This is a genomic window from Pseudomonas sp. NPDC090755 (assembly GCF_044769005.1).
Taxonomy (GTDB): Bacteria; Pseudomonadota; Gammaproteobacteria; order Pseudomonadales; family Pseudomonadaceae; genus Aquipseudomonas.
In genome coordinates, this window is sequence record NZ_JBIVXC010000005.1 from 158,821 (window position 1) to 178,778 (window position 19,958).

Here is a 19,958-nt window from a genome sequence, read left to right on the forward strand (position 1 = left end):
ATGCACAACCGTCGGACCGTGTAGTACTGCGTCCTGTCCACCGGCCAATCTGGCCAGGTGAGCGGACCCGGTCTTGATCAAGATGCCCCTGGGGCGTCCACGGCCGAAGGCTGATTCCTCCTCCTGACTGAGTGCATTTGACACCACAGCAAGCAGGACGCGTCGTCGCGACTTCGGCAGCACTGGGTTACCAGCCTGGCTCGAACGTCGCTGGACACGGGGGTGGCCCGCCACCCCTTGCGCACCTGACACCGACCGTGAGAAGTCGTGTGTGCCGAACGCCGTTTCCGGCAGCCCGGAAACCGACGGTATTACATGAAAAGAATGCTGATTAACGCGACTCAACCCGAAGAGTTGCGTGTAGCGCTGGTAGACGGCCAACGTCTCTACGACCTGGACATCGAGTCCGGTGCGCGCGAGCAGAAGAAGGCCAACATCTACAAGGGCCGGATCACCCGGATCGAACCTAGCCTGGAAGCCGCCTTCGTCGACTTCGGCTCCGAACGTCACGGCTTCCTGCCGCTGAAGGAAATCTCCCGCGAATACTTCAAGAAGACCCCGGAAGGCCGGGTGAACATCAAGGAAGTACTCAGCGAAGGCCAGGAAGTCATCGTCCAGGTCGAGAAAGAAGAACGTGGCAACAAGGGCGCAGCCCTGACCACCTTCATCAGCCTCGCCGGTCGTTACCTGGTCCTGATGCCGAACAACCCGCGTGCCGGCGGCATCTCCCGCCGCATCGAAGGCGAAGAGCGCAATGAACTGCGCGAAGCCCTGAACGGCCTGGTCGCCCCCGCCGACATGGGCCTGATCGTGCGCACTGCCGGCCTCGGCCGCAGCAGCGAAGAAATGCAATGGGACCTGGATTACCTGCTGCAGCTCTGGACCGCGATCAAGGAAGCGTCGCAGGATCGCGCCGCGCCTTTCCTGATCTACCAGGAAAGCAACGTCATCATCCGCGCCATCCGCGACTACCTGCGCCAGGACATCGGCGAAGTGCTGATCGACAGCATCGACGCCCAGGAAGAAGCCCTGACCTTCATCCGCCAGGTGATGCCGCAGTACGCCAGCAAGATCAAGCTGTACGAAGACAGCGTCCCGCTGTTCAACCGCTTCCAGATCGAAAGCCAGATCGAAACCGCCTTCCAGCGCGTGGTCGACCTGCCGTCCGGCGGCTCGATCGTGATCGACCCGACTGAAGCCCTGGTGTCCATCGACATCAACTCGGCTCGCGCCACCAAAGGCAGCGACATCGAGGAAACTGCCCTGCAGACCAACCTGGAAGCGGCTGAGGAAATCGCCCGCCAGCTGCGCCTGCGTGACATCGGCGGCCTGATCGTCATCGACTTCATCGACATGACCCCGGCCAAGAACCAGCGCGCCGTCGAAGAAAAGGTACGCGAGTGCCTGGAAGCCGACCGCGCCCGCGTACAGGTCGGTCGCATCTCGCGCTTCGGCCTGCTGGAAATGTCCCGTCAGCGCCTGCGCCCTTCCCTGGGCGAAAGCAGCGGCATCGTCTGCCCACGCTGCAGCGGTACCGGCATCATCCGTGACGTCGAGTCGCTGTCGCTGGCCATCCTGCGCCTGATCGAAGAAGAAGCCCTGAAGGACCGCACCGCCGAAGTCCGCGCCCAGGTGCCGATCCCGGTAGCTGCCTTCCTGCTCAACGAAAAACGCAATTCGATCACCAAGATCGAACTGCGCACCCGTGCGCGTATCGTCATCCTGCCGAACGACCACCTGGAAACCCCGCACTTCGAAGTCCAGCGCCTGCGCGACGACAGCCCGGAAGCCCTGAGCGGCCAGTCCAGCTACGAAATCGCCGCCGCCGAGGCCGAAGAAGCCCAGCCAGCTGCCGCCACCCGCACCCTGGTTCGCCAGGAAGCCGCGGTCAAGACCGCTCCGGCCCGCGCCAACGCACCGGTTCCGGCCACTGTGGAACAACCGGTTGCCGCCCCGGTTCATGTCGCGCCAGAGCCAAGCCTGTTCAAGGGCCTGGTGAAATCGCTGGTCAGCCTGTTCGCCGGCAAGGAAGAGCCTGCCGCCACTCCGGTCGTTGCCGAGAAACCAGCCGCCGAGCGTCCGCAGCGTAACGAAGAGCGTCGCACCGGTCGCCAGCAGAGCCGCAACCGCAACGGTCGTCGCGAAGAAGATCGCAAGCCGCGCGAAGAGCGTGCACCGCGTGAAGAGCGTCAGCCACGTGAAGAACGCGCCCCACGTGAAGAGCGTCAGCCGCGCGAAGAACGCGCCCCACGTGAAGAACGTGCACCGCGTGAAGAGCGTCAACCTCGCGCCCCACGCGAAGACCGTCGCCAGCGCGAAGAGCGCCCGGTCCGCGAACTGCGCGAGCCGCTGGACGCCGCTACCCCGGCCGTTCGTGAAGAGCGTCCTGAGCGTGCCCCACGTGAAGAGCGCCAGCCTCGCGAAGAGCGTGCACCGCGTGAAGAACGTGCCCCACGTGAAGAGCGTCAGCCTCGCGAAGAACGCGCTCCACGTGAAGAACGTGCACCGCGTGAAGAGCGTCAACCTCGCCCGCCACGTGAAGAGCGTCAGCCTCGTGACGCCGAACAGGCTGCCGAAGCGGCCGAAGAGCAACTGCCGAACGAAGAACTGCTGCAGGACGAGTCCCTGGAAGGCGCCGAAGGCGAACGCCCACGTCGTCGCTCCCGTGGTCAGCGTCGTCGCAGCAACCGTCGTGAGCGTCAGCGCGACGCCAACGGCAACCTGGTAGAAGGCGCCGAGGAAGGTGGCGAAGAACAGCCACAGCCAAGCGAGCTGGGTGCTGAACTGGCTGCCGGCCTGGCCGTAACCGCTGCCGTTGCCACCAGCAACATCAGCGCCGCCGCCGAAGCCGAAGCCGAAGCCAACCAGCAGGCCGAACGCGCCACCGCTGCCGTCGAAGAAGCGGCACCGGCTGTCGAAGTTGCCGCCGCCCAGCCTGAAGCGGTCGAAGCACCTCAGCCAGTTGTTGCTGAAGTGGCCGAAACCACCGAAGTGGTTGAAGTCACCGCTGCTCCGGTTGTCGAGCAGCCGTTCCAGGCCCCGGTTGAAGCTGCCGAAGTCAGCATCGCCCCGGTGGTCGAGGAAGTGGTTGTCGCCTCGGTTGAAGTGACCGAGCCAGCGGTTGCCGAAGCACCACAAGCCCAGGCTCCTGTGCAGGCTGAGCCACAAGTGGTTGCCGAAGTAGCTGAAGAGCCAGCGCCAGTGACTGCAGAAGCCCCGGCCCCGGTGGTTGAAGCACCTGTCGAAGCGCCAGCACCGGTCAGCGCCCTGACCAGCACTGGCCGTGCACCTAACGACCCACGTGAAGTGCGTCGTCGCAAGCGCGAAGCCGAAGCCGCTGCTGCAGCTGCTGCAGCTGCCGCCGAAGCCAGTGCCGATGCAGCCGCTGAAACCCTGGAAACCGCAGAAGAGCACAAACCGCTCGTCTGATCTTCCAGGCTGAAAAAAAGCCCCGCCAGGTAACTGGCGGGGCTTTTTTATTGGGCTCTGGAACATCACGTCGTAGCCGCTGCCGCAAGGCTGCGATCGACTGTCTGTAGGAGCGGGCTTGCCCCGCGATGCGTCGTAGCGTTCAATCGCGGGGCAAGTCGAGTCGTCGCACCGCCGCTCCCACCCTCAGTACAGGTTGGGCTCCATTTCCAGCTCAACCCCGAAGCGCTCGAGAATATCAGCCTGGATCTTCTGCGCCAGCTGATGCAGCTGCTTGCCACTTGCCCGGCCATAGTTGACCAGCACCAGCGCCTGCAGGCGATGCACCCCGGCATCCCCTTCGCGATAGCCCTTCCAGCCCGCCTGCTCGATCAACCAGCCCGCTGCCAGCTTCATCTGGCCATCGCCCTGTGGATAAGCCACCAGGCCGGGATGCTGCTGGCGAATCCGCTCTGCCAGCGCTGCCGGCACCACCGGGTTCTTGAAGAAGCTGCCAGCATTGCCCAGCTCGGCCGGGTCCGGCAATTTCTCACGGCGAATACTGCAGATGGCATTGCTGACATCCTGCGCCGTCGGCGCGGTGATGCCCTGCTCGCTCAGGCGTTGGCGCACTGGGCCGTAGTCCAGGTGCGCATGCAGTACTCGACTCAAGGCAAAGCGCACACGCAGGATCAACCAGCGCCCCGGGTTACGCTTGAACAGACTGTCGCGGTAGCCGAACTGGCACTGTTCCAGCCCGAACTCGCACAGCTCGCCGGTCTGGCGGTCCAGCGCCGTGAGTCCGACAAACACATCCTTGATCTCGACCCCATAAGCGCCGATGTTCTGCATCGGCGCCGCGCCGACCGTGCCGGGAATCAGGCTGAGGTTCTCAAGGCCCGCCAGGCCCTGGGCCAGGCTCCATTGCACGAAAGGATGCCAGGGCTCGCCGGCCTCGGCCTCGACGATCACCCGCTCGCTCTCTTCGGCGATGATGCGCAGCCCAGTGCTTGCCATGCGCATGACCAGCGCCTGCACATCGGCGGTCAACAGCAGATTGCTGCCACCACCGATCACCAGCACCGGCACCGCTTGCTGCGCCGCCTCGGCCAGCACATCACGGATTTCTGCATCATTGTGAACCTGGGCGAAGTAACGCGCCTTCACATCGATGCCGAAGGTGTTATACGGCTTGAGCGATACCTGCTCCTGCCACTGCACGCTCATAGACGTCCCTTGAGTTCGATGACCAGGCGCTGGCAGGCTGCTTCGATCAGGTCCAGCACCTGCTCGAAGCCTTGCTCGCCACCGTAGTAAGGATCCGGCACCTCATCCAGCACGCCGTCGAAGCGGCGCAGGAACAGGTCCAGCTCGGCCTTGGCGCCGGCCGGTTGCATGACCTGCAGATGACCAAGGTTGCTCTTGTCCATGGCCAGGATCAGGTCGTAGTCGTTGAAGTGCGAAGCGCGCACCTGCTGGGCGCGCTGCTGCGACAGGTCATAGCCGCGCAGCTGGGCCGCACGGCGGGTGCGGCTGTCTGGCTGCTTGCCGACATGCCAGTCACCGGTACCGGCCGAGGCCACTTCGATCAACGCGTCCAGGCCTTCGGCCTGCAACTGGTGGCGCAGCACGCCTTCGGCCGTAGGCGAGCGACAGATATTGCCCAGGCAGACAAACAGAACCCGCATCAGGCCTCCAGCAAGCGCCGTACGCGCTCCAGGTCTTCTGGCGTGTCCACGCCCACAGGCGGTGCCTCGAAGGCATCGGCGACATGGATGCGCACACCATGCCAGAGGGCACGCAGCTGCTCCAGCGACTCGGTTTGCTCCAGCCAGCATGGGCCCCAGCCGACGAAGTCATGGAGAAAGCCGGCGCGGTAAGCATACATACCGATATGGCGACGGTACGGCACACCCGCAGGCAAGGCGTCGCGGCTCTGCGCAAAGGCATCACGCGCCCAGGGCAAGGGGGCGCGACTGAAGGTCAACGCCAGGCCATTGCAGTCACTGACCACTTTGACCGCATTGGGATTGAACACGGCGCTGACATCGCTGATCGGCTCGGCCAGGGTGGCGATACCCGCTTGCGGGTGTGCCGCCAGGTTGGCCGCGACCTGGTCGATGATCACTGGCGGAATGAGCGGCTCGTCACCCTGCACATTGACCACGATGGCGTCGGCGGCCAGGCCCAGCTTGGCGGCCACTTCAGCCAGGCGATCGGTGCCCGACTCGTGGTCTTCACGGGTCATCAGCACTTCGGCGCCAAAGGCTTCGCAGGCCTGGTAGATGCTGACGTCATCGGTGGCGATCAACACCCGGCTGGCGCTGCTCTTGCGCGCCTGTTCCCAGACATGCTGGATCATCGGCTTGCCGGCGATCAGCAGCAAGGGTTTGCCCGGCAGGCGAGTGGATCGCAGCCGTGCGGGAATGACCACAGTGAAGTTCAGGCTCATTTGTCCAGGCGCTCGTCATCGCTCAGGGTGCGGGCCTCGCTTTCCAGCATCACCGGGATGCCGTCGCGGATCGGGTAGGCCAGGCCTGCGCCCTTGCTGATCAGCTCGGTCTTGTCGGCGCTGAGCTTGAGCGGGCCCTTGGTGATCGGGCAAGCCAGGATATCGAGCAGTTTGGTGTCCATGGTTATTCCTTGAGGCCGGTGGCCGGAAAAAGAAAGGATTCAGGGCTGCGGTGGTGCCTGCAACAAGCGTTCGAGCTGGCCGTCGAACCAGGCCAGGAAGGCCGGGGACGGCACAGCGTCAACCGCCAGGTACCACCAGTCGTCAGCCGCGAAGGCACGGCATTTGACCGCGTCCTTCTCGGTCATGATCAGCGGCAGCGCCGGCGTGAAGCTCAGGGCCTGGACGCTGTACTGCGCGTGATCGGCAAAGGCATGCGGTACTGGCCGCCAGTTTAGCCCCTGCAAGGTATTGAAGAAACGTTGCGGATTGCCGATGCCGGCCACCGCGTGCACGGCCTGGCCGGCAGGGAAGCGCCCAAGGCCCACCCGCTCGCCACTGCGCAGGTTGACCAGCGCGGTGGGCTTGAGGGTAAAGGCGAAACCATCGTCGCGGTCGGCGGTAGCGCCATTGTAGAGCAGCGCATCGACTTCCTGCAGGCGCTCCACCGGTTCGCGCAGGGGGCCGGCGGGCAGGCAGCGGCGATTACCCAGGCCACGGGCAGCGTCGATCAGCACCAGCTCCAGGTCACGGGCCAGGCGGTAGTGCTGCATGCCATCGTCACACAGGATCAGGTCCAGCTTTTCGCTGGCCAGCAACGCCTGCACGGCGCGCGAACGGTCCGGATCGATCATCAACGGCACACCGCTGCGCTGCACGATCAGCAGCGGCTCATCACCCGCCTCATCGGCGTTCTGCCCGGCCGTCACGCGCCAGGGCAGCTGCGGTGGCTTGGCGCCGTATCCGCGACTGACCACGCCGACGCGCAAGCCTTGCTGGCGACAATGTTCGATCAGGCAGAGAATCATCGGGGTCTTGCCGGTCCCCCCGATGGTGATGTTGCCCACCACGATGACCGGCACCGGTGCCCGGTAGCTGTCACTCTCCCCGCTCAGGAAGCGCGCGCGCTTGCGCAACACTACTCGGCGGTAGAGCGCCTCCAGGGGGCGTAGCAGTGCCAGTGCCGGGTGACCGTCATACCAGGCGGCAAGCAGGCGATCGGCAAAGGCCATCAGGGTGTCCCCTGAGCCGCCTCGACCGTGGTCATGCGCAACTGGCTGAAACCGAGCTTACCGGCCGCATCCATGGCAGTGACCACCGCCTGGTGCGGGGTCTTGCCGTCGGCGCTGATCGACAACGGCAGTTTGGTATCACCGGCAGATTCTTTCTGCAGGGCTTCGCTCAGGGTCGCCAGGTCGCTCTTGGGCAACAGGTTGTTGTTCACCGAATAGACGCCGTCGGCGCTGATGGTGATATCCAGCCGCTTGGGCTCGTCATCCGGTGCCGGCGCGCCGCTGACCGACTCGGGCAGCTCGACGCGCAGCTGGGTTTCGCGGGTGAAGGTGGTGGTCACCACGAAGAACAGCAGCAGGATGAACACCACATCGATCAACGAGGCCAGGTTGATGTCCACGGTCTCCCGTGGCTTGCGCCGGAATTTCACGCGCGGCCCTCGGCCAGGTCGACTTCACGGTCGCCCTGCACCACTTCGACCAGCTTGATCGCCTCCTGCTCCATGCCGACCACCAGCTCGTCGATGCGCCGCTGCAGGAAGCGGTGGAAGAACACCGCCGGGATACCGACCATCAGACCGGCGGCCGTGGTGATCAGGGCCTTGGAGATACCACCGGCCAATACCGCGGCGTTGGTGGTCATGCCGGTGCCCATGAAGGCACTGAAGATGTCGATCATGCCCAGCACGGTACCCAGCAGGCCCAGCAACGGCGCCATGGCGGCGATGGTGCCCAGGGCGTTGATATAGCGCTCCAGCTCGTGGATCACCCGGGCGGCGGCCTCTTCGATGCACTCCTTCATGATCTCGCGACCATGACGGGAGTTGGCCAGGCCCGCGGCAAGGATCTCGCCCAGCGGCGAATCGGCACGCAGGGCCTTGAGCTTGTCACTGGTCAGTTGCTTGTCCTTGATCCACAGCCATACCTGACCCAGCAGGTGTGGCGGGGTGACCCGGCTGGCGCGCAGGGTCCAGAGACGCTCGGCGACGATAGCCATGGCGGCGATGGAACTCAGAATGATCGGCAGCATCATCCAACCACCGGACTTGACCAATTCCCACACAGTAAGCATCCCCTTGAAAAAGTCCGCCACTCTACCATAGGACCCCTGCACGCTCATCTGCCGAAGGTCGTCAACCGGGCTGACGCCAGAAGCGCCGCTGCTCGCGCAGCCCCGACGGTTTGCCGAAAGCCCCCAACTGCAGGCGCAGGGCACCCTGTATAGCGCTGTCGAAGGCTTCGACGCCGTTGGTCCGGTAGCGTTCCATGACCTCGGCATGGGGGTGGCCGAAAGCGTTGTAGCGGCCTCGGGAAATCAGCACCCCCCGCGGCCTCGTGGCATCCAGCAAGGCCTGGCTGGATGAGCTGCGGCTGCCGTGGTGCGGGGCCTGCAGCCAGTCGACCCGGGTGGCCTGCCAGTCCCGGACCCAGGCCCGCTCACCGGAAGCGTCCAGATCGCCGGTCAGCAACAGGCGCTCCCCACCCGCCTCGACCAGCAGCACACAGGAATCCTGGTTGCTGTCAGCAGCGTCCCGCCACTGCCAGAGCGAGAAATTCACGCCATCCCATTGCCATTGCCGTCCACTTTCACAGGGCTGTGCCTGCAAGGCGGGTGGCAGCCTGGCCGCCTCACCGGCGACCACACTGCGCACCGGTAATCCACGCTGCACCGCCAGCGCACCGCCGGCATGATCGGCGTCGGCATGGCTGAGCAGCATCAGATCGACTGCGCTTGTGCCCAGCTTGCGCAAGGTCGGCAACACAACCCGCTCACCCAGGTCTTGATCAGCTATTGCAGGACCTGCGTCATACAGCATTGTGTGGTGACGGGTACGCAGGACGAACGCCAGCCCTTGGCCCACGTCCAGCTGCCAGACTTCGACCTGCCCTTGCGCCACCCGCTCTCTCGGCGCACATACCGCCAGCAGCAACAAGGGCCAGCCCAACACCCGCATCGGCAGGCCCCGGGGTAACAACAGCAAGATCACCCCGAAACTCAACAAACCCCAGAGCGGCCACGGCAGCGGTTCCGGCACCCAGGCCGGGCGCCACTGGGCGATTGACGCCAACAGACGAAACAATCCATCGAGTAGCCCACCCGCCAGCCATAGCAGGGCTTCGCCCACTATCGGCAGCGGCAACAACAGGGTACCCAGCAGCGCCAGTGGCAATACCGCCAGGCTGACCCAGGGCACCGCAACGAGATTGGCCAACGGCGCACTGAGGCTGACCGGCAGTCCCAGCGCCAGCAACGCCGGCAACAGGCCGATGGCGATCAACCATTGCGCCCTCCCCCAGGCCAGCCAGGGATTCCAGGCGCCCAATCGACCGCTGAAGGTAAATATCAGCACCGCAACGGCGACGAAGGACAACCAGAACCCCGGCTGCAGACTGGCCAGCGGCTCCCATAGCAGTACCACAACGAGCGCCAGCAACAGCGGCACACCCACACCCAGGTGGCGATAGCGCAGGCGCCAGAGCAACACCACCGCCAGCATCAGGCAGGCGCGTTGCACCGGCACCTGAAAGCCGGCCAGCCAGCCATAGCCCAGCGCCGTACCGAGGGCCGCGGCACAGGCCCAGGACAACCAGGGCAAGGCCCGCGGCCACAGCCCCAGCCGTGCCGCTCCTGCGATCAGTCCATAGACCAGCCCGGCCAACAATCCCACATGCTGACCGGAGATCACCAACAGGTGCACCGTGCCGGTGGCCTGCAGCGCCTGCCAATCCTCCCGGGCAAGGCCGGCGCCATGCCCCAGCACCAGGGCCACCAGCGCCGCCTCACGCCCCTGGGCATCGACTGTCATCAACCGCTGGCGCAGGTCATCGCGCCAGGCCGCCCCGGCAGGCTCCAGACGCTCACCGGCCTTGACGCTGCCCGTGGCGCCGATGCGCCGGGCCAGCAGGGCTGCCTCGCGATCCGGACCGTAAGGGTTGAGCAAACCATGGGGCCGCTTGAGGGTGACGGCCAGGCGCCAGCGCTCGCCACTGGCCACCTGCGGTCCGCCAAACCAGCTCAGTTGCAGGCGTTGCGGCAATTGCGCCCGGCGTGAGTAAGGCGCGTCAAGTTCGAAGCGTACCGCCCGAGCCCCCTGCTCCGGCAAGCCAACGACCCTGCCCTCCAGCCACAGGGTGCGACCATCCAGGGCCGGAGCCAGTCGATCATCCAGTGCCTGCTGCGCCGACAGGCAAGCCCAGCTCAAGCCCAACAGGAACAGCCCCAACGGACGAACCCGCCAGGGCAAGCAACAAAAACCGATCAGGGCGATAGCGGCCAGCATCCCGACCGATGGCAACACCGGTAGAACAGCCAGGCACAACATCCCCAGTGCAAGCGCCAACATCCCTGTGCGCATGGCGTTAAGCTCCAGAAGCAATTCACCTTCTGAGGCTTAGATCACCAGCACCGGGCGCTCGCTCAATAATTGTCACAAAGTCTGTAATGGGGTGCTTTAGAATCCGTGCATACTGGCCGCCTTCCTACAGTCGAGAGCCTACATGCCGCGTCGTCTCTTCAAACGCTACATGCCCGACCCGACCAGCATCAGGGAACACAAATCCTTACGCTTTCTCGGCCGGCTGTTGCACGACCCGAACCTTTGGCACCTGAATCGGCATTCGGTGGCACGGGCGATGGCTGTGGGCCTGTTCGCGGCGTTCATCCCGGTTCCGATGCAGATGCTGCTGGCCGCCAGCCTTGCGATCCTGGTACGCGGCAACATGCCGATTGCTGTCAGTCTGGTCTGGCTGACCAACCCTTTCACCATGCCGCCGGTGTTCTATTGCACCTACCAGATGGGCGCCTGGCTGATGCAGATTCCGCCCAGGACCTTGCCCGAAGAATTGACGTTCGAATGGATCACCGACCAGCTATCGACCCTGTGGCAGCCATTTTTGCTGGGTTCGGTGGTGTGCGGCCTGCTGCTCGGCGCCCTGGCCTACTGCCTGACCATGCTCTACTGGCGCTGGTGGGTAGGCCGGCAGTGGCGCCGGCGCAAGCAGAAGCTCTCAGGTGCGCATTCCTCGCCCGCTGACCAGTAACCGGGTGCAGCCGACATACAGCACGGCGGTGGCCACCAGCATGAACGCGATGGCCACGCCGATGCGGATATCCGACACACCGAGAATGCCGTAGCGGAACGAGTTGACCATGTGCAGCACCGGGTTGGCCAGCGACACGGTCTGCCAGAACGGCGGCAGCAGGTTGATCGAATAGAACACCCCGCCCAGGTAGGTCAGCGGCGTCAGGACGAAAGTCGGGATGATCGAGATGTCGTCGAAGTTGCGCGCAAACACCGCGTTGATGAAGCCGAGCAACGAGAAGATGGTCGCCGTGAGCAGCACCACCAGGACGGTCACCCCCAGGTGATGCACCTGCAGGTCGGTGAAGAACAGCGACAGCAGGGTGACGATCACCCCCACCGCCAGACCGCGCAGCACGCCTCCCAGGGTATAGCCGATGAGGATGGTATGCGGCGAGACCGGCGAAACCATGAGCTCTTCGATGGAGCGCTGGAACTTGCTGCCGAAGAAGCTCGACACCACGTTGCCGTAGGAGTTGGTGATCACCGACATCATGATCAGCCCCGGCACGATGTACTCCATGTAGGTGAAGCCACCCATGTCGCCGATCTGCCGGCCAATCAGGTTACCGAAGATGACGAAGTACAGGACCATGGTGATCGCCGGGGGCAGCAGGGTCTGCGGCCAGATCCGGGTAAAACGACGCACTTCACGGTAGACAATGGTATTGAGGGCGACCAGGTTGGCGCTCAGTTCCGAACTCATACCGCCACCTTCGCCAGGTTCTTCTCGACCAGGGACACGAACAGCTCCTCCAGGCGGTTGGTCTTGTTGCGCAGGCTCTGCACCTCGATGTTCTGTACCGCCAGCTGGCTGAACAGCCCGGTGATGCCGGCTTCGTTGTCCACGCCCTTGTCTACCTGCACCTCCAGGGTATTGGGGGTGACCAGGCGGCACGGGTAGCCGATCAGCGTCGGCGCCTGGGCCAGGTCCCGCTTGAGGTCGAGCAGGAAGGTCTCGACATGCAGCTTGCCCAGCAACTCACGCATGCTGGTGTTCTCGACGATGGTGCCATGGTCGATGATGCCGATGTGGCGACACAACTGCTCGGCTTCTTCCAGGTAGTGGGTGGTGAGGATGATGGTGATGCCTTGCTGGTTCAGCTCGGTCAGAAAACTCCACATCGAGCGGCGCAGTTCGATATCCACACCCGCGGTCGGCTCATCGAGGATCAGCAGGCGCGGTTCGTGGATCAGCGCCCGGGCGATCATCAGGCGCCGCTTCATGCCGCCGGACAACGAACGCGACGGCACATCACGCTTGTCCCACAGGCCCAACTGGGTCAGGTACTTCTCGGCGCGCTCCTTGGCCACCTTGGCCGGAATGCCGTAGTAACCGGCCTGGGTCACGACGATGTCGAACGTCTTCTCGAACTGGTTGAAGTTGAATTCCTGCGGCACCACGCCAATGCTGCGCTTGAGCGCCGCGGGCTTGCGGTCCAGGTCGTTGCCGAACACGCTCACGCTGCCACTGGTCTTGTTCACCAGGGTCGAGAGGATGCCGATGGTGGTGGACTTGCCAGCACCGTTGGGGCCGAGCAAGGCAAAGAAGTCACCTTCGGCGACATCCAGGTCAATGCCCTTGAGGGCCTGGAAACCGTTGCCGTAGGTTTTGGTTAGCTGCCTTATGGACAGAGCAGAACTCATAGCGGGTCATGTACCAGTATCGAAGGTTCAGAACGCGGCCGGGCAGACCAGCCGCAGCGAATATGACCATGGTGCTTGTCCAGGCCATACAAGTACAGTCATGTGTATCGATAGTAACTATCAGATTGACCGTTGTGATCAGGTCAAGGCGGTCATCACCGCCGCCTGGAACGCCGGACGCTCCTGCAGACGCTCGTACCAGGCGCGCAGGTGACGCATCTCGGGACGCTCGATGGGCATCTCGAACCAGGCGTAGGCGAAGCAGCCCAGGGGAATGTCACCCATCCCCAGCTGTTCGCCGGACAGGTAGGGCCGCTCGGCCAGGGCCTGGTCGGCTATCGACAGCAACTGTGCGCAAGTCTTGTGTGCGGCATTGATCGCCACCCAGTCCTGCTGTTCGGCCGGCGTGCGCAGGATGCCCCAGAACAAGGGGCGGAACGGCGTAGCCAGGGACGAGGTGGTCCAGTCCATCCACTTGTCCGCTTCGGCGCGCTGGCGTGGGTCTTCGACGTACCAACCCGAATCCCTGCCATATTGCGCCGACAGATAGCGGACGATGGCATTGGACTCCCAGAGCACCAGGCCCTGGTCCTCGATCATCGGCACCAGGCCGTTGGGGTTCAGCGCACGGTATTCAGGCTCGTTGACCAGGCCGAAGGCCCCACCGGCATCAATCGACTCGTATTCCAGCCCCAGTTCTTCTGCGCACCACAGTGCCTTCCTGACATTGGTCGAATTCTTACGGCCCCAGATCTTGAGCATGACGACGTCCTGATGAATACGCGGGGCGCCCAGTCTACTCCAGACGTTGACCCTGGCAATCACCCAGGCGAACTCCTGCCGTCATGGCCTGTCACTGTTCAGGCAAGCCGACCTGCGGATGCGGTCTAAGCTCCTAGGGATCGGCCGACGCCCTGGATTCACGGAGGAAGGATTATGTTGCTGTTGTGGATAGTGGTTCTGGTGATCGGTGCGGCCTACCTGGCCCACCGGCGCATCGCCGCCGTGCCGGCGCTGGCCATCCTCGCGGTGTATGTGGTGCTGATGGGCATCTTCAGCCATGCACCCGGCTGGCTGCTGGCAGTGCTCTGGCTGGTACTGGCCGCCAAGGCTGCCCTGGTGCTGCTGCCCGAGCTGCGCCGCAAGGTATTCAGCGGGCCGCTGTTCGGCTGGTTCCAGCGCACCCTGCCGCCGATGTCGCAAACCGAACGCGAGGCCATCGATGCCGGCACCGTGTGGTGGGATGGCGAACTGTTCAGCGGCCGACCGAACTGGAACACCTTGCTCGGCTACCCCAAGGCGGAGCTGACCGAGGAGGAACAGGCCTTTATCGACGGCCCCACCGAAGCGCTCTGCGCCATGGTCAGCGACTGGCAGATCGGCCAGGACCTGGACCTGCCAGCGGCGGCCTGGGAGCACATCAAGTCCCATGGTTTCTTTGCCCTGATCATTCCCAGGGAGTATGGCGGCAAGGGGTTTTCCGCCTATGCCCACTCCCAGGTGGCGATGAAACTGGCCACCCGCAGCGGCGACCTGGCCTCCACCGTCATGGTGCCAAACTCCCTGGGCCCAGCGGAACTGCTGTTGCACTACGGCACCGATGAGCAGCGCAATTACTACCTGCCGCGCCTGGCGCGCGGCGACGACATCCCCTGCTTCGCCCTCACCGGCCCCCTGGCCGGCTCCGATGCCGGGGCCATGCCCGACACCGGGATCGTTTGCAAAGGCCAGTGGCAAGGTGAAGAAGTCATCGGTCTGCGCCTGAACTGGGAAAAGCGCTACATCACCCTTGGCCCGGTGGCGACTTTGCTGGGCCTGGCGTTCAAGGCCTACGACCCGCAGCACCTGCTGGGTGAAGAAGTAGAACTGGGCATCAGCCTGGCCCTGGTCCCCACCGACACCCCCGGGGTCGAGATCGGCCAGCGCCACCTGCCCCTGGGCGCGGCCTTCATGAACGGTCCCAACAGTGGCAAGGACGTGTTCATCCCGCTGGACTTCCTCATCGGCGGCCAGGCCATGCTGGGCAAGGGCTGGATGATGCTGATGAACTGCCTGTCGGTGGGCCGCTCGATTTCCCTGCCGGCGGTGGGCACCGGTGCCGCCAAGTACACCAGCCTGGTCACCGGCCAGTACGCGCGGATCCGCGAGCAGTTCAACGTGCCGCTGGCCGCCTTCGAAGGCATCCAGGAATCCCTGGCACGCATTGGCGGCAACGCCTTCCTGATGGACAGCGCCCGCCTGCTGACAGCCAAGGCGGTGGACCTGGGAGAAAAACCCTCGGTGCTGTCGGCCATCCTCAAGTACCACCTGACCGAACGTGGCCGCGAATGTATCCAGCATGCCATGGACGTGCATGGCGGCAAGGGCATCATCATGGGCCCGAACAACTACCTGGGCCGCAATTGGCAAGGCGTGCCGATCTTCATCACGGTCGAGGGGGCCAACATCCTCTCGCGCAACCTGATGATCTTCGGCCAGGGCGCGATTCGCTGCCATCCCTTCGTGCTCAAGGAAATGGCCCTGGCTGCTCGCGAGGATCACGAACAGGCCCTCAGGGAGTTCGACCAACTGCTGATGCACCACATCGGCTTTGCCGTTGGTAATGCAGCCAGCACCCTGGTGCTGGGCTTGGGCCTGGGGCATTTCGAGAAGGTGCCCGGCGATGCCCTGAGCCAGGGCTACTTCCGCGCCCTCAATCGTCAGGCCGCCGCCTTCGCCCTGCTGGCCGACCTGTGCATGATGCTGCTGGGCGGCGAGCTCAAGCGCCGCGAACGCCTGTCGGCGCGCCTGGGCGATGTGCTGAGCAACCTCTACCTGGGCTCTGCGGCGCTCAAGCGCTATCACGACCTGGGCTCTCCCGAGCACCTGCAACCGCTGCTGCGCTGGGCCATGGAGGAAAGCCTGGGCCAGGCCGAGAAAGCTCTGGACCGACTGCTCGACAACTTTCCGAATCGCTTTCTCGGCTGTGCGTTGCGCCTGGTGGTGTTCCCGTTTGGCCGTCGGCATACCGGGCCGGGCGACGAACTGGATGCTGAAGTGGCGGCACTGATCGGCCGCGCCAAAGGCGACCCGGCGCTGGAAACACTGCTTGCCGGCTGCTACCGGCCGCAGGATGCCGACGATCCGGTCGGTGCGCTGCAGCACGCCAGCACCTTGCTCGATGAAGCCGCACCGCTGTACGAAAAGCTGCATCAGGCGCACAAGAACGATCCGCTCAACGCGGCGCCCGGGCAATCCCGGATCGAGGCCGCCCTGGAAGCTGGCGTACTGCAAGCCGGCGAAGCACAGACCCTGCTGGACGCCGAAGCCGCCCGGCGCGCGGTCATCGATGTCGATGCCTTCAACAAGGAGGAACTGCTGCCCACACCCGGTAAAATTCGTTAACGGTCGGGACACAGGGCGCCGGGAGCCGTATACTCCCGCGCCCGTTTTTTGCTCAAGAGGATCGCCCCATGGCCACCCCAAATCTGGAGTATCACCTCCTTCTGCTCGATCACCTGCGCAGCATCCTGGTCGCCCTGGGTGAGGCCGAGCAGGTTCCGGAAGAGAGCCATGCCTTGTTCCTGGAGCGATTCGATGAGCTGCGCGAGCAATTGCCAGTCGATCAGCTGGAAAGCCAGTACCTGGGCCAAGACCTGATGTGCCAGGTGATCCAGCGTTATCCCCAGATTGCCCACCTGGTACCGCGCGACCTGCTGTGGTTCTTCGGCGGAGACTGCCTGCATTTCATGCCTGACGAAGAACTGGACCTCTACCAGGCCCTGGAAGAGCGCCGCTATGAGGCCGAGCAGAACGGCGAGCCGTTTGACTGGAACCAGGAAAAGCAGTTGTTGAGCATGTCGGACGACGACAGCAAGCATTGACCTGCGACGGCGCGCAGGGCTGAAGCCAGCCCTGCCACCTGATCGGCAGAAAAGTCGAGACGAAAAAAAACGCCGTTCAATCGAACGGCGTTTCTTTATTTGGAGCGGGAAACGAGACTCGAACTCGCGACCCCGACCTTGGCAAGGTCGTGCTCTACCAACTGAGCTATTCCCGCAAATTGAAGCATCCGGTTTTACCGGAAGGAAAAAGGACTGTTGACCCTCTTTCCAAAGCAAGCAGCACCTTAAGCACTGCGACGCCAAATCTGGAGCGGGAAACGAGACTCGAACTCGCGACCCCGACCTTGGCAAGGTCGTGCTCTACCAACTGAGCTATTCCCGCAAAAATGGCGTCCCCTAGGGGACTCGAACCCCTGTTACCGCCGTGAAAGGGCGGTGTCCTAGGCCACTAGACGAAGGGGACGACGCCCGAAACATGCAAAACATGTTTCAGTTACCCGAATCGAACCTGAAGGTAAGACCCTGGATTTTTACAAGCCCTGCCGTTAAGCAAAGCCTTTGTAAACTGGAGCGGGAAACGAGACTCGAACTCGCGACCCCGACCTTGGCAAGGTCGTGCTCTACCAACTGAGCTATTCCCGCATTGGCGTCCCCTAGGGGACTCGAACCCCTGTTACCGCCGTGAAAGGGCGGTGTCCTAGGCCACTAGACGAAGGGGACACACTACAACATTCACTCCCTGTCGCGTTTCGCTGTGTGCTTTACGCTGCAAGTGGCGCGCATTCTAGGGATGCTTTGAGAGGTCGTCAACCCCCCTGTATAAATTTATTTAAATCAATGACTTCCCGGTGCTTTGCAATGCAGTGCGCGGTTCTGCGCGCCTGGGCTTTGGCGTTTATTTTCTGACACCCGGCCCTGGCTCAAACCCCCGTGCCTGCGGCAAGCTACAAGCAAAACGCTATCAGGGAGGCCCCGAGTACCGCCAAACAACCCTATCCGGCCAAAAACTTAGCCACTACACTCAATTGGTAAATCATCCTGTATGAGGCGTTAACGGTGACACCACTTATGATCACCCTGCTTATCGTGGCGGGGATCGCACTCTTGATCGTGATCGGCTACCTCAACAATGTGGTCGAGAACAACAAGCTCGAGCGCGCCCGACTCAAGATCGAGCTGGCCGACCGCTTGCGCCGCTGTGGCGAAATCACCGAAACCTTCCCCGGCCAGTTGATGACCCCGGCCCTCAAGCTGCTGCTGACCCGCCTCGAACTGAACCTCAACCAGCGCCAGTTGGCCCTGGATAAAAACAGCCGCGAGATCCGCGCACGCATCGCCGAGCTCGAAGGCCTGATCGCCCAGGGCGAAGCCCTGCCGGTCAACAACCCGCCCTCCCCCATCCAGACCGAAGCCCGGGCCAAGGATGTGCGCTTTCTGCTCGAGGGCATGCACAACCAGATCACCCGCGCCGCCCAGGAAGGCTTCCTGCCGACCACCGAGGCCAAGCACTGGATCAAGGAGATCCGCCACATCCTGGTACTGCTGCATATCGAGTTCTTCAACAACCTGGGTCAACAGGCACTGCAACAAAGCCAGCCAGGCCACGCGCGCCTGGCGTTCGAGCGCGGCGTCCAGTACCTGCGCAAGCAGCAGGACCCTGCGCTCTACCGTGAGCAGCTCGAATACATGGAAAAGCTGCTGGCCCGGGCCAATGCCCAGGTATTGAGCCAGCTGGAGCCGGCCGAGGATGAGGTCAACGAGCTGACCGAAGGCCTGAAGACCGACACCAGCGAAGACTGGAAGAAGAAAGTCATCTACGACTGAGAGTAGGAGCGGCGGTGCGACGATTCGACTTGCCCCGCGATCGCCCTGTAACAGGCAGATCGCAATCGCGGGGCAAGCCCGCTCCTACCAATCAGCAATCGGTCAAGCGCAGGAAAATCTGTGCCAGACCCTCAAGCCCCGCCTGATCCACCTCGCTGAAGCGCGCCAGTTTCGGACTGTCCAGGTCCAGCACGCCAATCAAGCGCCCGTCCTTGACCAACGGAATCACCAGCTCGCTGTTCGATGCACTGTCGCAGGCGATATGCCCGGGAAAGGCATGCACGTCTTCGACCCGCTGGGTCTGGCGACTGGCTGCAGCGGCGCCACACACGCCGCGGCCGAATGGAATGCGCACGCAGGCCACCTGGCCCTGGAAAGGCCCCAGCACCAGCTCTTCATTGCGATTGAGGTAGAACCCTGCCCAGTTCAGGTCCTCGACCTGGCTGTACAGGAAGGCCGAGAACTGCGCGGCATTGGCAATGAAGTCGTGTTCGTCGGCGAACAGGGCTTCCAGCTGCGCGGCGAGCAGGCCATAGCCTTCAAGGCCCGCGCCAGCAGCATTGAGGTCGATCATCGTTTTTGCTCCAACAGTTGCAGTCCCACCCAGTACCGGGCGAACTGATAGGCACAACGGCCATTACGGTTGCCGCGGCCGGTTGCCCAGCGCACAGCGGCTTTTTCCAGGGTTTCGTCGCGTTGCCAGACCAGACCCGGCCCCTTGGCCAGCTCGCTGATCCAGTGCTCGACGACATCGAGAAAGTGTTCCTGGGTGAACGGATAAAACGACAGCCACAGACCGAAGCGATCGGACAGGGCAATCTTGTCTTCCACCGCCTCGTTGGGGTGCAGCTCACCGTCGACCATCTTCCAGTTTTCGTTGTCGCTCTGTTTTTCCGGTACCAGGTGGCGACGGTTCGAGGTGGCGTACAACAGCACGTTGTCCGGTGCCTGTTCGAGCGATCCGTCGAGCACGCTCTTGAGCACCCGGTAATCCCCCTCCCCGGCCTCGAACGACAGGTCGTCACAGAACAGTACGAAGCGCTGGGGTAATTTGCTCAATTGCTCGACCACCCGCGGCAGGTCGGCCAGGTGATCGCGCTCGATCTCGATCAGGCGTAGGCCGGCCTGGGCGTGTTCGGCCAGCAAGGCGCGTACCAGCGACGACTTGCCGGTACCGCGCGAGCCCCACAGCAGCGCATGGTTGGCCGGCATGCCGTCGAGGAACTGGCGAGTGTTGCGCCCCAGCTGGTCACGCTGCTGGTCGACCCCGATCAGGTCGGACAAGCGCATGTCCAGGCTGACCTGAAGCGGCAGCAGGTAACCGCTGCGGCCATCGCGCTGCCAGCGCGCAGCCAGGCAGTGGTTCCAGTCGATTTCCGGGCGCGGTGCCGGCAACAGGGGTTCAAGACGGGCGAGCACGGCTTCGGCACGCTCCAGGAATGCATTCAAACGAGAGTCCACAAGGCTTCCTCAAGACGGTTTCAAGGAC

18 protein-coding genes and 5 tRNA genes are annotated in these 19,958 nt (G+C 63.5%); 5 read left to right on the forward strand and 18 right to left on the reverse strand.

What is annotated here, in order from left to right:
- Positions 1-315: 315 nt before the first annotated feature.
- Entirely contained in the window at positions 316-3,429 is a 3,114-nt protein-coding gene (gene rne, locus ACIQUS_RS10500) for a ribonuclease E (protein WP_403046428.1), read from the forward strand.
- 186 nt (positions 3,430-3,615) lie between these two features.
- Here rne and murB read toward each other — a convergent pair whose 3' ends face one another.
- From murB to ACIQUS_RS10540, 8 genes are all read right to left on the reverse strand, one after another.
- The gene (gene murB, locus ACIQUS_RS10505; RefSeq protein WP_403046430.1) at positions 3,616-4,635 is read right to left on the reverse strand and encodes a UDP-N-acetylmuramate dehydrogenase; all 1,020 of its coding nucleotides are present in this window, start codon (positions 4,633-4,635) and stop codon (positions 3,616-3,618) included.
- Positions 4,632-5,096, reverse strand: a complete 465-nt coding sequence (locus tag ACIQUS_RS10510; RefSeq protein ID WP_403046433.1) for a low molecular weight protein-tyrosine-phosphatase — start codon at positions 5,094-5,096, stop codon at positions 4,632-4,634. Before ACIQUS_RS10510 ends, murB begins: the two co-directional genes overlap by 4 nt.
- Positions 5,096-5,860, reverse strand: a complete 765-nt coding sequence (gene kdsB, locus ACIQUS_RS10515; protein WP_403046436.1) for a 3-deoxy-manno-octulosonate cytidylyltransferase — start codon at positions 5,858-5,860, stop codon at positions 5,096-5,098. The genes ACIQUS_RS10510 and kdsB overlap by 1 nt, the downstream gene beginning before the upstream one ends.
- The gene (locus tag ACIQUS_RS10520) at positions 5,857-6,042 is read right to left on the reverse strand and encodes a Trm112 family protein (RefSeq protein WP_045187141.1); all 186 of its coding nucleotides are present in this window, start codon (positions 6,040-6,042) and stop codon (positions 5,857-5,859) included. Before ACIQUS_RS10520 ends, kdsB begins: the two co-directional genes overlap by 4 nt.
- A gap of 39 nt (positions 6,043-6,081) precedes the next feature.
- On the reverse strand, positions 6,082-7,092 hold the full coding sequence (gene lpxK / locus ACIQUS_RS10525) for a tetraacyldisaccharide 4'-kinase (protein WP_403046439.1): 1,011 nt from the start codon (positions 7,090-7,092) through the stop codon (positions 6,082-6,084).
- Complete coding sequence (locus ACIQUS_RS10530) at positions 7,092-7,523, reverse strand: ExbD/TolR family protein (RefSeq protein WP_403046442.1); 432 nt, start codon at positions 7,521-7,523, stop codon at positions 7,092-7,094. The genes lpxK and ACIQUS_RS10530 overlap by 1 nt, the downstream gene beginning before the upstream one ends.
- On the reverse strand, positions 7,520-8,155 hold the full coding sequence (locus ACIQUS_RS10535) for a MotA/TolQ/ExbB proton channel family protein (protein WP_403046444.1): 636 nt from the start codon (positions 8,153-8,155) through the stop codon (positions 7,520-7,522). The genes ACIQUS_RS10530 and ACIQUS_RS10535 overlap by 4 nt, the downstream gene beginning before the upstream one ends.
- Before the next feature lie 70 nt (positions 8,156-8,225).
- A complete protein-coding gene (locus ACIQUS_RS10540) occupies positions 8,226-10,448 on the reverse strand; it encodes a DNA internalization-related competence protein ComEC/Rec2 (RefSeq protein WP_403046447.1) in 2,223 nt (740 codons plus the stop codon).
- Positions 10,449-10,590: 142 nt separating this feature from the next.
- Between ACIQUS_RS10540 and ACIQUS_RS10545 the strand changes: the two genes are divergently transcribed.
- Positions 10,591-11,133 (forward strand): DUF2062 domain-containing protein, encoded by a 543-nt coding sequence (locus ACIQUS_RS10545; RefSeq protein ID WP_403046450.1) that lies wholly within the window; start codon positions 10,591-10,593, stop codon positions 11,131-11,133.
- Here the strand turns inward: ACIQUS_RS10545 and ACIQUS_RS10550 are convergent.
- The 3 genes from ACIQUS_RS10550 to ACIQUS_RS10560 all read right to left on the reverse strand — a co-directional run bounded on the left by ACIQUS_RS10550 (position 11,101) and on the right by ACIQUS_RS10560 (position 13,583).
- Positions 11,101-11,880: an ABC transporter permease gene (locus ACIQUS_RS10550; RefSeq protein ID WP_403046452.1), complete on the reverse strand. Its 780-nt coding sequence runs from the start codon at positions 11,878-11,880 to the stop codon at positions 11,101-11,103. The genes ACIQUS_RS10545 and ACIQUS_RS10550 overlap by 33 nt on opposite strands.
- Positions 11,877-12,821 (reverse strand): ABC transporter ATP-binding protein, encoded by a 945-nt coding sequence (locus tag ACIQUS_RS10555; protein WP_403046454.1) that lies wholly within the window; start codon positions 12,819-12,821, stop codon positions 11,877-11,879. The genes ACIQUS_RS10550 and ACIQUS_RS10555 overlap by 4 nt, the downstream gene beginning before the upstream one ends.
- A gap of 138 nt (positions 12,822-12,959) precedes the next feature.
- Positions 12,960-13,583, reverse strand: coding sequence for a glutathione S-transferase family protein (locus tag ACIQUS_RS10560; protein WP_403046456.1), 624 nt, complete (start codon positions 13,581-13,583; stop codon positions 12,960-12,962).
- Between the two features lie 174 nt (positions 13,584-13,757).
- Here ACIQUS_RS10560 and ACIQUS_RS10565 point away from each other — a divergent pair, with 174 nt between their 5' ends.
- Both ACIQUS_RS10565 and ACIQUS_RS10570 read left to right on the forward strand, forming a co-directional pair.
- A complete protein-coding gene (locus ACIQUS_RS10565; RefSeq protein WP_403046458.1) occupies positions 13,758-16,205 on the forward strand; it encodes an acyl-CoA dehydrogenase in 2,448 nt (815 codons plus the stop codon).
- A gap of 68 nt (positions 16,206-16,273) precedes the next feature.
- Positions 16,274-16,684 carry a PA2817 family protein gene (locus ACIQUS_RS10570; protein ID WP_403046460.1) on the forward strand — a complete coding sequence of 137 codons (411 nt, stop codon included), beginning with the start codon at positions 16,274-16,276 and terminating at the stop codon, positions 16,682-16,684.
- Positions 16,685-16,784: 100 nt separating this feature from the next.
- On the opposite strand, the gene ACIQUS_RS10575 is transcribed toward ACIQUS_RS10570, so the two are convergent.
- From ACIQUS_RS10575 to ACIQUS_RS10595, 5 genes are all read right to left on the reverse strand, one after another.
- Positions 16,785-16,860: transfer RNA gene (locus ACIQUS_RS10575), tRNA-Gly, on the reverse strand.
- 91 nt (positions 16,861-16,951) lie between these two features.
- Positions 16,952-17,027: transfer RNA gene (locus ACIQUS_RS10580), tRNA-Gly, on the reverse strand.
- A gap of 5 nt (positions 17,028-17,032) precedes the next feature.
- Positions 17,033-17,108: transfer RNA gene (locus tag ACIQUS_RS10585), tRNA-Glu, on the reverse strand.
- Positions 17,109-17,211: 103 nt separating this feature from the next.
- A tRNA-Gly gene (locus ACIQUS_RS10590) sits at positions 17,212-17,287 on the reverse strand.
- Between the two features lie 2 nt (positions 17,288-17,289).
- Positions 17,290-17,365: transfer RNA gene (locus ACIQUS_RS10595), tRNA-Glu, on the reverse strand.
- 336 nt (positions 17,366-17,701) lie between these two features.
- Here ACIQUS_RS10595 and ACIQUS_RS10600 point away from each other — a divergent pair.
- The gene (locus ACIQUS_RS10600) at positions 17,702-18,469 is read left to right on the forward strand and encodes a hypothetical protein (protein ID WP_403046463.1); all 768 of its coding nucleotides are present in this window, start codon (positions 17,702-17,704) and stop codon (positions 18,467-18,469) included.
- Positions 18,470-18,560: 91 nt separating this feature from the next.
- On the opposite strand, the gene ACIQUS_RS10605 is transcribed toward ACIQUS_RS10600, so the two are convergent.
- Together ACIQUS_RS10605 and ACIQUS_RS10610 are read right to left on the reverse strand one after the other, a co-directional pair.
- Positions 18,561-19,043 (reverse strand): GAF domain-containing protein, encoded by a 483-nt coding sequence (locus ACIQUS_RS10605; RefSeq protein ID WP_403046465.1) that lies wholly within the window; start codon positions 19,041-19,043, stop codon positions 18,561-18,563.
- The gene (locus ACIQUS_RS10610) at positions 19,040-19,930 is read right to left on the reverse strand and encodes an ATP-binding protein (RefSeq protein ID WP_403046467.1); all 891 of its coding nucleotides are present in this window, start codon (positions 19,928-19,930) and stop codon (positions 19,040-19,042) included. Before ACIQUS_RS10610 ends, ACIQUS_RS10605 begins: the two co-directional genes overlap by 4 nt.
- Between the last annotated feature and the right edge of the window lie 28 nt (positions 19,931-19,958).